Consider the following 13,399-nt stretch of genomic DNA (forward strand, 5'->3'; position numbering starts at 1 on the left):
CGGTGGCCCGTAACGGGCCGGTCGGGCTGAGCACGCTCAGCAGCCTCGGAACATCTTCACATCTCCGATCCGTCCTGCGTCACGGATCGCCGTCCCCGGACGACCGGGCCCCTGAAGCGACAGGGCCGCCCCCTGTCCGGATTCACCGGCAGCGCACCGCACGGCTGCCGTGGCGATGCGTCGTGCAGGACCGCACCAAGATCTACAGGGACGCCTCGGCGTCCCTTTTTCTTTGCCCGGCCCCGGCCCCCGGTCCGTCCCCCGCCTCAGCCCCCTTCGCCTAACGTCTGATGTGCCCTGCACCTTCATCACCGAAACCGAGAGCGAAAGGTAGAGTCCGGCGGCGTGCACCTCAAGGCCCTGACCCTGCGTGGTTTCAAATCGTTCGCGTCCGCCACCACCCTGCGGTTCGAACCGGGGATCACCTGTGTCGTCGGCCCCAATGGGTCGGGAAAGTCCAATGTGGTGGATGCCCTCTCCTGGGTCATGGGAGAACAGGGAGCCAAATCCCTGCGCGGCGGCAAGATGGAAGACGTGATCTTCGCCGGGACGACCGGGCGGCCCCCGCTCGGCCGCGCCGAAGTGTCGCTGACCATCGACAATTCCGATGGCGCATTGCCCATCGAGTACGCCGAAGTGACGATCACTCGGATCATGTTCCGCAATGGCGGCAGTGAATACCAGATCAATGGCGACACCTGCCGGCTGCTCGACATCCAGGAACTCCTCTCCGATTCCGGTATCGGCCGCGAGATGCACGTCATCGTCGGCCAGGGCCAGTTGGACTCCGTTCTGCACGCCGACCCGATGGGCCGCCGGGCCTTCATCGAAGAGGCCGCGGGCGTCCTCAAGCACCGCAAGCGGAAAGAGAAGGCGCTGCGGAAGCTGGACGCGATGGGCGCCAACCTGGCCCGTGTCCAGGACCTCACCGACGAGCTGCGCCGCCAGCTCAAGCCGCTCGGCCGGCAGGCCGCCGTCGCCCGCCGGGCCGCCGTCATCCAGGCCGATCTGCGCGACGCCCGCCTCCGGCTCCTCGCCGACGACCTGACGACCCTCCGGGACGCGCTGCGCGACGAGATCGCCGACGAGGCCGAGCTGAAGAAGCGCAAGGACGCGGCGGAGGGCGAGCTGAAGGCGGCGCTCGCCCGCGAGGCGGAGCTGGAGGGCGAGGTGCGCCGGCTCGCGCCCCGGCTCCAGCGTGCCCAGCAGAGCTGGTACGAGCTGTCGCAACTGGCCGAGCGGGTACGGGGCACGGTTTCCCTGGCCGACGCCCGGGTCCGCAGCGCCACCGAAGCTCCCACCGAGGAGCGCCGGGGCCGCGACCCCGAGGACCTGGAGCGCGAGGCCGCCCGGATCCGTGAGCAGGAGGCGGAGCTGACGGCGGCCCTGGAGGCGGCCGAACACGCGCTGGAGGACACCGTCGCCCACCGCGCCGAGCTGGAGCGCGAGCTCGTCGCCGAGGAGCGCCGGCTCAAGGACGCGGCCCGTGCCATCGCGGACCGGCGCGAGGGGCTGGCCCGTCTCAGCGGCCAGGTCAACGCGGCCCGCGGCCGGGCCGGTTCGGCACAGGCCGAGATCGACCGGCTGGCCGCCTCCCGCGACGAGGCCCAGGAACGCGCGCAGGCCGCCCAGGAGGAGTACGAGCAGCTCAAGGCCGAGGTCGACGGCCTGGACGCGGACGACGAGGAGCTGACCGCCCGCCACGAGGAGGCCAAGCAGGCCCTCGCCGGGGCCCAGGCCGCCCACAGCACCGCCCGCGAGGAGGCCACGGCCGCCGAGCGCAGGCGGGCGGCGGTCGCGGCCCGCCACGAGGCGCTGGCCCTGGGGCTGCGCCGCAAGGACGGTACGGGCGCCCTGCTCGGTGCCCGGGACCACCTGACGGGCCTGCTCGGCCCGGCCGCCGAACTGCTCACCGTCGAGCCCGGGTACGAGATCCCGGTGGCCGCCGCCCTCGGCGCGGCGGCGGACGCGGTGGCGGTCCGCGACCCGGCCGCGGCGGCCGCGGCGATCCGGCTCCTCCGCGACCGGGACGCGGGGCGTGCGGCGATGCTGCTGGCGGGCGGGGTGGCGGAGGACGCGGAAAGCGCGGAGGGCGTACGGGGCGGGCACGTACCGGGGCAGCCCGGTGCCATGGGCCCGGAGTCGGCTCACGGGCCGGGGCAGCCGGGTGAGCACGTACGGGACGGAGCCCGGCCGAAAGCGGCCACCGAGGCGCCGGGCGTGGAGCCGTCTGACGTACCGGGCCGGTTCGGTGCCATGGCCCCGGAGCCCGCTCACGTACCGGAGCAGTCCGGGGAACCCCTGCCGGGTGAGGGGCATGCCGCCCAGTTGCCCGTGCAGAGCAGAGCTTCGGACGATACGGAGACCGGGGCCGAGGCTCACGGCCGCACCGCGAGCATCACCACCCTCACCGCCCCCGCCGTCGCCGATCTCCTCACCGGCCCCGCCCCCCTGATGAACGCCGTGCGTCTCCTCGTACGGGACACCGTCGTGGTCCCCACCCTGGAGGACGCCGAGGCGCTCGTGGCCGCGCACCCGGAGCTCACCGCCGTGACCGGTGAAGGGGACGTGCTCTCCGCCCACTTCGCGCACGGCGGGTCCGCCGGGGCGCCGAGCCTCCTGGAGGTGCAGGCCTCCGTGGACGAGGCCGCCGCCGAGCTGGCCGGTCTCGCCGTGCGGTGCGAGGAGCTGGCCGAGGCCCAGCGGTTGGCGGGGGAGCGGCGCAAGGAAGGCGCCGCGCTCGTCGAGGAGCTGGGGGAGCGGCGGCGGGCGGCCGAGCGGGAGAAGTCCGGCGTCGCCCAGCAGCTCGGCCGGCTCTCCGGGCAGGCCAGGGCGGCGGCGGGCGAGGCCGAGCGGATGACCGCGTCCGCCGCGCGGGCCCAGGAGGCCCTGGAGCGGGCGGTGGAGGAGGCCGAGGAGCTGGCCGAACGGCTGCTGGTGGCCGAGGAGGCGCCGGTCGAGGAGGAGCCCGACACCTCCGTACGGGACCGGCTCGCCGCCGACGGGGCCAACGCCCGTCAGACCGAGATGGAGGCCCGGCTCCAGGCCCGTACGCACGAGGAACGCGTCAAGTCGCTGGCCGGACGCGCCGACGGGCTCGACCGGGCGGCCAGGACCGAACGCGAGGCCCGCGCCCGCGCCGAACAGCGCCGGGCCCGGCTGCGCCACGAGGCGGCCGTGGCCTCCGCCGTCGCCTCGGGCGCCCGTCAACTGCTGGCCCACGTCGAGGTGTCCCTCGTACGGGCCGATCAGGAGCGCACATCGGCCGAGGCCGCCAAGGGCGGGCGGGAGCGCGAGCTGGCCGCCGAGCGGGGCCGGGGCCGCGACCTCAAGGGCGAGCTGGACAAGCTCACCGACTCCGTCCACCGGGGCGAGGTGCTCGGCGCCGAGAAGCGGCTGCGGATCGAGCAGCTGGAGACGAAGGCCCTGGAGGAGCTGGGTGTGGAGCCCGCCGGGCTCGTCTCCGAGTACGGCCCGGACCAGCTGGTGCCGCCGTCGCCGCCCGCCGAGGGCGAGGAGCTGCCGGAGGACCCGGACCATCCGCGTAACCTGCCGAAGGCCTTCGTACGCACCGAGCAGGAGAAGCGGCTGCGGGCGGCCGAACGGGCGTACCAGCAACTCGGGAAGGTGAATCCGCTCGCCCTGGAGGAGTTCTCGGCCCTGGAGGAACGGCACAAGTTCCTCTCCGAGCAGCTCGAAGACCTGAAGAAGACGCGGGCCGATCTGCTCCAGGTGATCAAGGAGGTCGACGAGCGGGTCGAGCAGGTGTTCACGGAGGCGTACCGGGACACCGCCCGCGAGTTCGAGGGCGTCTTCGCCCGGCTCTTCCCCGGCGGTGAGGGGCGGCTGATCCTGACCGATCCGGACAACATGCTCGCCACCGGGGTGGACGTCGAGGCCCGTCCGCCGGGCAAGAAGGTGAAGCGGCTCTCCCTGCTCTCGGGCGGTGAGCGGTCCCTGACGGCCGTGGCGTTGCTGGTGTCCATCTTCAAGGCCCGGCCCAGCCCCTTCTATGTGATGGACGAGGTGGAGGCCGCGCTGGACGACACCAACCTCCAGCGGCTGATCCGGATCATGGAGGAGCTCCAGGAGAGCTCCCAGCTCATCGTCATCACGCACCAGAAGCGGACGATGGAGGTCGCCGACGCGCTGTACGGCGTCTCCATGCAGGGTGACGGCGTGTCGAAGGTGATCGGTCAGCGGCTGCGCTGACCCGGCCGACGCGGCCGCCAACTTTTTACCGAATCATCAGAGGTTTGACGCACCTTTTGTGTGCACCTGGGTACACGTGGCTCCGGCCCGCTGTTTGACTTCGTTTCTTGAACACATAACCTCTGCGGAGTCGTTTTCACCTTCAAGTGGTGGCGGGCCGGATGTTGTGCCCCACTGAGAAGGCTCACCCCCCACGTCTGACTTGCGGCCAGGCATCAGGAGTTCATGTGACCAGCGCAGCGAACGGACCGGAGTCCGGAGCCCGAGCGGCCCATCCGGACCACCTCGGCCATGTCATCTTCATCACGGCGGCCGCGGCGATGGGCGGCTTCCTCTTCGGGTACGACAGTTCCGTCATCAACGGGGCCGTCGAGGCGATCCGCGACCGGTACGACATCGGCTCCGGGACGCTCGCCCAGGTCATCGCCATCGCGCTGATCGGCTGTGCGATCGGCGCCGCCACCGCGGGGCGGATCGCGGACCGGATCGGCCGCATCCGCTGCATGCAGATCGCCTCGGTGCTCTTCACGGCCAGCGCGATCGGTTCCGCGCTGCCGTTCGCGCTCTGGGACCTGGCGATGTGGCGCATCGTCGGCGGGTTCGCCATCGGCATGGCCTCCGTCATCGGCCCGGCCTATATCGCCGAGGTCTCCCCGCCCGCCTACCGGGGCCGGCTCGGCTCCTTCCAGCAGGCCGCGATCGTCATCGGCATCGCCGTCTCCCAGCTGGTCAACTACACCGTGCTCCAGATCGCCGACGGCGACCAGCGCGGCAAGATCCTGGGCCTGGAGGCCTGGCAGTGGATGCTCGGTGTGATGGTCGTCCCGGCCGTCCTGTACGGGCTGCTCTCCTTCGCGATCCCCGAGTCCCCGCGCTTCCTCGTCTCGATCGGCAAGAAGGCCGAAGCGCGCAAGATCCTCGAAGAGGTCGAGGGCAGGAGCGTCGACCTCGACGCCCGGGTGGCCGAGATCGAGACGGCCATGCACCGTGAGCACAAGTCCTCCTTCAAGGACCTGCTCGGCAACCGCTTCTTCTTCCTGCCCATCGTCTGGGTCGGCATCGGCCTGTCGATGTTCCAGCAGCTCGTCGGCATCAACGTGGCCTTCTACTACTCGGCGACGCTGTGGCAGTCGGTCGGCATCGACCCGACCGACTCCTTCTTCTACTCGTTCACCACCTCGATCATCAACATCATCGGCACCGTGATCGCGATGACGCTGGTGGACCGGGTGGGCCGCAGGCCGCTCGCCCTCGTCGGCTCCGTCGGTATGGCGCTCGCGCTCGCCGTCGAGGCGTGGGCCTTCTCCGCCGACCTGGTGGACGGCAAGCTCCCCGAGACCCAGGGTGCCGTGGCCCTGATCGCCGCTCACACGTTCGTGCTCTTCTTCGCCATGTCGTGGGGTGTCGTCGTCTGGGTCTTCCTGGGCGAGATGTTCCCCAACCGCCTGCGCGCCGCCGCCCTCGGTGTCGCCGTCTTCGCCCAGTGGATGGCCAACTGGGCCATCACCGCCAGCTTCCCGAGCCTGGCCGACTGGAACCTCTCGGGGACGTACATCATCTACACCTGCTTCGCGGTGCTCTCCATCCCCTTCGTGCTCAAGTTCGTGAAGGAGACGAAGGGCAAGACGCTGGAGGAGATGGGCTAGCAGCCTTCTTCCTTATGCTCACGCGCTGCCCTGGTTCACTGCTGAGCCGAGGCGGTGGGCGTCTTCAGCGCCTCACAGAACAAGCGCCTCACAGAACAAGCGCCTGGCAGAACAGCCGCAGACTCCGCCACCCCTCCTCCACCGGCATCCCGCCGCAGAGCGGATGCAGCACCAGGGACTCCGCGTCCAGGGCCTTCAGCTCCTCCGGCGTGACGATCCGGTACACGCCCTCCTCGCGCAGCTCCGCCACCGTCGTGGCCGCCGAGCGCACCGCCGAGCGGATGTCCTTCGACTGCCAGGAGGCGTACGTCCGCGCCTCGTGCAGCAGATGCTCCCCGTACAGCGCCCAGGTCCGCTCCGGGTCCTCCGACACATGGAGCAGCGGCGTCCGGGCGGCGGGCATCATGCAGAACCCCTCCGTCCCGTACTCCTCCCGCTGCCGGTGGTAGTACGCCTCCAGCTCCGGCAGGTGCGCGCTCGGGAAGAGCGGCAGCCCCAGCCGCGCCGCCCGCCGCGCCGCCGCCCGCGAGCTGCCGCCGACCAGGAGCAGCGGATGCGGGAGCGTGTACGGACGCGGGGTGACGCGTACCGTACGCCCCCGGTACGGGAACGGCTCCCCGGTCCACGCCGCCAGCAGCGTCTCCAGCAGCTCGTCCTGGAGCCTGCCGCGCCGTCCCCACTCCACGCCCGCCCGCTCGTACTCCTCGGGGCGGTAGCCGATCCCCGCGACCGTCACCAGCCGCCCGGCGCTCAGCAGGTCGAGCACCGCGATGTCCTCCGCGAGCCGGAGCGGGTCGTGCAGCGGCCCGATGACCGCAGACACCGTCACCGCGATCCGGTGGGTGGCGCCGAAGACCGCTCCGGCGAAGGTGAACGGGGAGGGCAGCCAGGAGTTCGCCACCCCGTGGTGCTCCTCGGTCTGCACGGTGTCGACGCTGTGCTCGTCGGCGTACGCGGCCATCTCCAGGGCGGCCCGATAGCGGGCCGAGAGGGTTACGGGGGTGGCTTCGGGATCGACGAGATTGAACCGGACCACGGTGAAGGCCATGACGGGTGTCCCTTTCGCCGGGCGGGCAGGCGGGGCGCACAGTAGTTGACGTGTCATCAGAAAGGTAGGGGTGAGGTCTGCCGATTTCGGCCAAAAGGTGCATACGGATTCGGCGGATCGCCGGGTGGCGTGCGGGGCCGTGCCCGTGCGGCGGCCGTGGCCGATACTGGACGGGTTATGGAACTCGTCGAAATCGTCATCCTCGCTGTAGTCATCGCCCTGGCCGCCGTCGGCCTGGTCGGCGGGCTCGTGGTCGGCAGCCGCAAGAAGAAGCTGCCGCCCCCGCCGCCGTCCACGCCGACCATCACTCCTCCCGCCGAGCCGCACGTCGGCGAGGAGGCCGAGACGCCGCGCGACGAAGCGCGGCGCACCATCGACGAAGTCGGCCTCCCGGACGCCACCGCGCCCGCCGAGGAGGCCCCGGTCGTCGAGACTCCGCCGCCCCCGGCGCTGGAGATCCCCGAGCCCACCGAGGGGCGGCTCGTCCGGCTGCGGGCCCGGCTCGCCCGCTCGCAGAACTCGCTGGGCAAGGGGCTGCTCGCGCTGCTGTCCCGGGACAACCTGGACGAGGACACCTGGGAGGAGATCGAGGACACCCTCCTCACCGCCGACGTCGGCGTCGCCCCCACCCAGGAGCTGGTCGAGCGGCTCCGCGAGCGCGTCCGGGTGCTCGGCACCCGTACCCCCGAGGACCTGCGCGCCCTGCTGCGCGAAGAGCTGATCACCCTGCTCGGCCCGGACTTCGACCGCGAGGTCAAGACCGAGGGCGGCGCCGAGACCCCGGGCGTCGTGATGGTCGTCGGCGTCAACGGCACCGGCAAGACCACCACCACCGGCAAGCTGGCCCGGGTGCTCGTCGCCGACGGCCGCAGCGTCGTCCTCGGCGCGGCCGACACCTTCCGCGCCGCCGCCGCCGACCAGCTCCAGACCTGGGGCGAGCGCGTCGGAGCCCGTACGGTCCGCGGACCCGAGGGCGGCGACCCGGCGTCGATCGCGTACGACGCGGTGAAGGAAGGCATCGCGGAGGGGGCCGACGTGGTCCTCATCGACACCGCCGGCCGGCTGCACACCAAGACCGGGCTCATGGACGAGCTGGGCAAGGTCAAGCGGGTCGTGGAGAAGCACGGTCCGCTGGACGAGGTGCTGCTCGTCCTGGACGCCACCACCGGGCAGAACGGCCTCGTGCAGGCCCGGGTCTTCGCCGAGGTCGTGGACATCACCGGCATCGTCCTCACCAAGCTCGACGGCACCGCCAAGGGCGGCATCGTCATCGCGGTCCAGCGCGAGCTGGGCGTACCGGTGAAGCTGGTCGGGCTCGGCGAGGGGGCGGACGACCTGGCTCCGTTCGAGCCGGGCGCCTTCGTGGACGCGCTGATCGGCGACTGACGCGCCTTTGCGCACCACTCCGTACGGCGGACGGGCGGCGGCTCCCATGAGGAGCCTGCCGCCCGTCCGCCGTTGTGCTTCTGGGTCAGGACCGGTGGCAGATGTACGCCAGTGTCCCCAGCAACAGCCGCGCCTGCGGGGGAGCGGCCGCGGTGTCCAGCACCGGGGGGCGCAGCCAGCGGACCGGGCCCAGGCCGCCGAGGTCGGAGGGCGGGGCGGTGATGTGCGCGCCCGGGCCGAGCGCCCGCAGGTCCAGGTCCGCGTCGTCCCAGCCCATGCGGTAGAGCAGCGCGGGCAGTTCGGCGGCGGCCCCGGGGGCGACGAAGAACTGCGCCCGGCCGGTCGGTGTCACCGCCACCGGGCCCAGCGGCAGCCCCATCCGCTCCAGCCGGACCAGCGCGCGCCGCCCGGCCTGCTCCGCGACGTCCAGGACGTCGAAGGTGCGGCCCACCGGCAGCAGCATCGAGGCGCCCGGGGTCTCGGACCAGGCGTCCGCCGCGCGGTCCAGCCCGGTGCCGGCCGGGACCTCCCGGGCGAAGCCCAGCGGGTGGGCGCCGGGGGAGGGGCAGGAGCGCTGCCCGCAGGAGCAGACTCCGGCCTGGGCGCGGGTGCCGGGCACCACGGCCCAGCCCCAGAGTCCTGTGTACTCGGCCACCGCGGTGCCCTCGGCGCTGCGGCCGCGCCGCCACGTGCCGGAACGTTTCTCACGGATGCCGCCGATCGTGAAGCCCATGCCCCCTCCAACGGGTCCGACTCATCGGTGGTTACGACCTGGAGCGCTCGGGTAACCCTCCGTCGCTGCAACTCGATCGAGTGGTGTGCGTCGTGGTGCGCTGGGTGGTGTGGCGCGGTGCGTGCGCCCCCGAGTGATTCCGTGCGCTCGCTCTCGGTCGTGGTGGCTCAAGTCAAGCGCGTGCAGGGGCAGTCGGGTTCATTCGAAGGGGTGGCGAATGGTGGCGTTTCCGCAATCCCCCTCGCGGGAGGGGTGATCGTAGGATTACCGTCGGTACACGAACCCTGGGAGAATGTGCGGTCACGGGTATGCCTCGGGCAACTCGGTTACCAGTTCGACGTCGATGGGCGGCAACCCCCGACGAGCAGTACCGGACGAGCAGTACCGGCGCACGGCATTCTGATAGTGGTTCGCGCGATGAAGGATTCAACGGGGATGACGGGGAATGGGGGCGTTCCGGTGAGCGGCAGCGGCACAGGCGATACGGACACGGGGAAGCGGCCCAACGCGCAGTTGGGCTCCTGGTTCGTGCGCAGTGGCTGGTCCAAGGGCGAACTGGCCCGCCAGGTGAACCGGCGGGCGCGCCAGATGGGCGCCCACCACATCAGCACCGACACCTCCCGGGTACGGCGCTGGCTCGACGGCGAGCAGCCGCGCGAGCCGATTCCGCGTATCCTCTCCGAGCTGTTCTCCGAGCGGTTCGGCGCCGTGGTCGCCGTCGAGGACCTCGGGCTGCGCACCGCGCACCAGTCACCCTCGGTGGCCGGGGTCGATCTGCCCTGGGCCGGACCGCAGACCGTCGCCCTGCTCAGCGAGTTCTCCCGCAGCGACCTGATGCTCGCCCGGCGGGGCTTCCTCGGCAGCTCGCTCGCGCTGGCCGCCGGGCCCGCCCTGATCGAGCCGATGCAGCGCTGGCTGGTGCCCGTCCCGCCCAAGGGCCCGGGCGAACCGGAGTCGGAGGCCGCCGCCCGCAGGCCCTCCCGGCTCTCCGGCCCCGAGCTGGACCTGCTGGAGTCGACCACCACGATGTTCCGGCAGTGGGACGCCCAGTGCGGCGGCGGACTGCGCCGCAAGGCCGTCGTCGGGCAGCTCCACGAGGTCACCGACCTGCTCCAGGAACCGCAGCCGGGCCCCACCGCCCAGCGCCTCTTCCGCTGCGCCGCCGAACTGGCCGAGCTGGCCGGCTGGATGAGCTACGACGTCGGCCTCCAGCCCACCGCCCAGAAGTACTTCGTGCTCGCCCTGCACGCCGCCAAGGAGGCCGGGGACAAGCCGCTCGGCAGCTACATCCTCTCCAGCATGAGCCGTCAGATGATCCACCTGGGCCGCCCCGACGACGCCCTGGAGCTGATCCACCTCGCCCAGTACGGCAGCCGCGACTGCGCCACCTCCCGTACGCAGGCCATGCTGTATGCGATGGAGGCCCGCGCGTACGCCAACATGGGCCAGCCCAGCAAGTGCAAGCGCGCGGTCCGGATGGCCGAGGACACCTTCCTGGACGCCGGACTCGACGGCGAGCCCGAGCCCGACTGGATCCGCTTCTTCTCCGAGGCCGAGCTCAACGGGGAGAACGCCCACTCCTACCGTGACCTGGCCTATGTCGCCGGCCGCAGCCCCACCTACGCCTCGCTCGCCGAGCCCGTCATGGAGAAGGCCGTCGAGCTGTTCGGCGAGGACGACGAGCACCAGCGCTCCTACGCGCTCAATCTGATCGGCATGGCCACCGTCCATCTGCTCCAGCGCGAGCCCGAGCAGTCCACCGTCCTCGCCGCCCGCGCCCTGAAGATCGCCAAGAAGGTCCGCTCCGAGCGGGTCAACACCCGGCTGCGCAAGACCGTCGACACCGCTGCCAGGGACTTCGGCGATGTCGCCGACGTCGCCCGGCTCACCGATCTGCTCAGCGAGCAGCTGCCGGAGACCGCCGAAGCGGTCTGACCCGGCACCCCGGCCCCGGCCGCGGCACCCCTCCGTACAGCCCGACTCGGCTCCCCCATCGCCTGGTCACCCGGAGGGGAGCCGTGGCCGGTTCTCGTCGTTCGCCCCTCGGAGGGACCCGGCGGCGTTTCAACCGGACCGTATGCGGCATGGGCCGCATGGTAGGCAGCGCACCGGAGCCGCCATCCGGGATTCATTCCGACGTAACACGCACCACCTCTTCGTCACGCTCGCGAAACATCGTGCGGCTTCCCCGGAAACGGCGCTCCGCCAATCTCATGGCGCACGGAGGGTCTCCGGCCATGATCCGGCGGACACCCCCTGACCGGCCCGCACCTTTTCCCAGTGGTCCCGCAGCTTTCCCCCGCACGCCGCGGCCGCTCCGACGACGAGGAGACGCCGATGCCCCCAGGCATCACGACGCTTGCCGCAGACGCCCCTGAGCTGTCTGCCGCCAACACCGGGTTCATGCTGATCTGCTCGGCCCTGGTGATGCTGATGACCCCCGGCCTGGCCTTCTTCTACGGAGGCATGGTCCGCGTCAAGAGCACCCTCAACATGCTGATGATGAGCTTCATCAGCCTCGGGATCGTCACGATCCTGTGGGTGCTCTACGGATTCAGCCTCGCCTTCGGCTCCGACATCGGCTCGGTCATCGGCTGGAGCTCCGACTACGTCGGCCTCAGCGGGATCGGCATCACCGAACTCTGGGACGGCACCACCATCCCGGTGTACGTCTTCGCCGCCTTCCAGCTGATGTTCGCCGTCCTCACCCCGGCCCTGATCAGCGGTGCGCTCGCCGACCGCGTGAAGTTCACCGCGTGGGCGCTGTTCATCGTCCTGTGGGTCACCATCGTGTACTTCCCCGTCGCCCACTGGGTCTGGGGCTCGGGCGGCTGGCTCTTCGAGATGGGCGTCATCGACTTCGCCGGCGGTACGGCGGTCCACATCAACGCGGGTGCCGCGGCCCTCGGCGTGATCTTCGTCATCGGCAAGCGCATCGGCTTCAAGAAGGACCCGATGCGGCCGCACAGCTTGCCGCTCGTCATGCTCGGCGCGGCCCTCCTGTGGTTCGGCTGGTTCGGCTTCAACGCCGGATCCTGGCTCGGCAACGACGACGGCGTCGGCGCGGTCATGTTCCTGAACACCCAGGTCGCCACCGCCGCGGCCGTCCTCGGCTGGCTGATCTACGAGAAGCTGCGCCACGGCTCCTTCACCACCCTCGGCGCAGCCTCCGGCGCGGTCTCCGGTCTGGTCGCCATCACCCCCGCGGGTGGTTCGGTCTCCCCGCTCGGCGCCATCGCGGTCGGCGCCATCGCCGGTGTCCTGTGCGCCATGGCCGTCGGCCTCAAGTACAAGTTCGGTTACGACGACTCCCTGGACGTCGTCGGCGTCCACCTCGTCGGCGGCATCATCGGCTCCATCCTGGTCGGCTTCTTCGCCACCGGCGGGGTCCAGTCCGACGCCAAGGGCCTCTTCTACGGCGGCGGAGTCGAACAGCTCGGCAAGCAGGTCATCGGCGTCGTCGCGGTCCTCGCGTACTCTCTGGTCGTCTCCGGCCTCATCGCCCTGGTGCTGCACAAGACCATCGGGATGCGGGTCTCCGAGGACGACGAGATCTCCGGCATCGACCAGGTCGAGCACGCCGAGACCGCATACGACTTCAGCGGCGCCGGCGGCGGCACGGTCTCCCGCACCACCGCCCCCGCGACGGACACGACGGCAGCACCGAAGGCAAAGAAGGTGGACGCATGAAGCTCATCACCGCGGTCGTGAAGCCCCACCGGCTGGACGAGATCAAGGAGGCCCTCCAGGCCTTCGGCGTCCAGGGGCTGACCGTCACCGAAGCCAGTGGATACGGGCGTCAGCGCGGCCACACCGAGGTCTACCGGGGCGCCGAGTACACCGTCGACCTGGTCCCCAAGATCCGCATCGAGGTCCTCGTCGAGGACGAGGACGCCGAACAGCTCATCGAGGTCGTCGTCAAGGCCGCCCGTACCGGCAAGATCGGTGACGGAAAGGTCTGGAGCGTCCCGGTCGAGACCGCCGTCCGGGTCCGGACCGGCGAACGCGGCCCGGACGCGCTCTGAGGGTCCGCCCGGGGCCCTCCGGGGCCCTCTGACGGAGGCTCCCGCCGGGAGCCGGGAGCCGGGAGCCGGGAGCCGGGAGCCGGGAGCCGGGGCCCGCGAGCCGGGCGCGCTCCGGCCGAGGCGCCCGGGGCCTGGCTCCGGCGCCCGGCCGGATGCCTCCGGCCGATGGTTCGGCTTGTGGCCGGAACGTCCTTCGGCCGAAGGCCCCGGCACCAGCCGGACGCCCCTGGCACCAGCCGGACGCCCCTGGCACCAGCCGGACGCCCCTGGCACCAGCCGGACGCCCCTGGCACCAGCCGGGCGTCCCCGGCACCAGCCGGGCGTCCCGGCCTGGGTCCCGGCCCTCGGC

General features: G+C 71.5%; 8 protein-coding genes. 6 read left to right on the forward strand and 2 right to left on the reverse strand.

What is annotated here, in order from left to right:
• The first annotated feature begins 345 nt into the window (after positions 1–345).
• Positions 346–4,212 carry a chromosome segregation SMC family protein gene (locus ACFW9Z_RS13770; protein WP_384639131.1) on the forward strand — a complete coding sequence of 1,289 codons (3,867 nt, stop codon included), beginning with the start codon at positions 346–348 and terminating at the stop codon, positions 4,210–4,212.
• A gap of 227 nt (positions 4,213–4,439) precedes the next feature.
• Positions 4,440–5,858 carry a sugar porter family MFS transporter gene (locus tag ACFW9Z_RS13775; RefSeq protein ID WP_384639134.1) on the forward strand — a complete coding sequence of 473 codons (1,419 nt, stop codon included), beginning with the start codon at positions 4,440–4,442 and terminating at the stop codon, positions 5,856–5,858.
• 88 nt (positions 5,859–5,946) lie between these two features.
• Here ACFW9Z_RS13775 and ACFW9Z_RS13780 read toward each other — a convergent pair whose 3' ends face one another.
• Positions 5,947–6,906 (reverse strand): LLM class flavin-dependent oxidoreductase, encoded by a 960-nt coding sequence (locus ACFW9Z_RS13780; protein ID WP_384639137.1) that lies wholly within the window; start codon positions 6,904–6,906, stop codon positions 5,947–5,949.
• Positions 6,907–7,083: 177 nt separating this feature from the next.
• On the opposite strand from ACFW9Z_RS13780, the gene ftsY reads away from it, so the two are divergent.
• Positions 7,084–8,292, forward strand: a complete 1,209-nt coding sequence (gene ftsY / locus ACFW9Z_RS13785; RefSeq protein ID WP_384639139.1) for a signal recognition particle-docking protein FtsY — start codon at positions 7,084–7,086, stop codon at positions 8,290–8,292.
• A gap of 85 nt (positions 8,293–8,377) precedes the next feature.
• Here ftsY and ACFW9Z_RS13790 read toward each other — a convergent pair whose 3' ends face one another.
• Positions 8,378–9,025, reverse strand: coding sequence for a bifunctional DNA primase/polymerase (locus ACFW9Z_RS13790; protein ID WP_384639142.1), 648 nt, complete (start codon positions 9,023–9,025; stop codon positions 8,378–8,380).
• A gap of 459 nt (positions 9,026–9,484) precedes the next feature.
• On the opposite strand from ACFW9Z_RS13790, the gene ACFW9Z_RS13795 reads away from it, so the two are divergent.
• The 3 genes from ACFW9Z_RS13795 (at position 9,485) to ACFW9Z_RS13805 (ending at position 13,050) form a co-directional block, all read left to right on the forward strand.
• A complete protein-coding gene (locus ACFW9Z_RS13795) occupies positions 9,485–10,960 on the forward strand; it encodes a hypothetical protein (RefSeq protein WP_384639454.1) in 1,476 nt (491 codons plus the stop codon).
• A gap of 402 nt (positions 10,961–11,362) precedes the next feature.
• A complete protein-coding gene (locus tag ACFW9Z_RS13800) occupies positions 11,363–12,715 on the forward strand; it encodes an ammonium transporter (protein ID WP_384639145.1) in 1,353 nt (450 codons plus the stop codon).
• Positions 12,712–13,050, forward strand: coding sequence for a P-II family nitrogen regulator (locus ACFW9Z_RS13805; RefSeq protein ID WP_003965965.1), 339 nt, complete (start codon positions 12,712–12,714; stop codon positions 13,048–13,050). The genes ACFW9Z_RS13800 and ACFW9Z_RS13805 overlap by 4 nt, the downstream gene beginning before the upstream one ends.
• The last annotated feature ends 349 nt before the right edge of the window (positions 13,051–13,399 follow it).

Origin of the sequence: Streptomyces sp. NPDC059452, from assembly GCF_042750035.1 — a bacterium.
Classification (GTDB): Bacteria; Actinomycetota; Actinomycetes; order Streptomycetales; family Streptomycetaceae; genus Streptomyces.

Excerpts from the sequence above, each read along its gene's own strand:
- ACFW9Z_RS13805 (WP_003965965.1), top strand. The coding sequence starts at position 12,712 with ATGAAGCTCATCACCGCGGTCGTGAAGCCCCACCGGCTGGACGAGATC.
- ACFW9Z_RS13800 (WP_384639145.1), top strand. The coding sequence starts at position 11,363 with ATGCCCCCAGGCATCACGACGCTTGCCGCAGACGCCCCTGAGCTGTCT.
- ACFW9Z_RS13790 (WP_384639142.1), bottom strand. The coding sequence starts at position 9,025 with ATGGGCTTCACGATCGGCGGCATCCGTGAGAAACGTTCCGGCACGTGG.
- ACFW9Z_RS13780 (WP_384639137.1), bottom strand. The coding sequence starts at position 6,906 with ATGGCCTTCACCGTGGTCCGGTTCAATCTCGTCGATCCCGAAGCCACC.
- ftsY (WP_384639139.1), top strand. The coding sequence starts at position 7,084 with ATGGAACTCGTCGAAATCGTCATCCTCGCTGTAGTCATCGCCCTGGCC.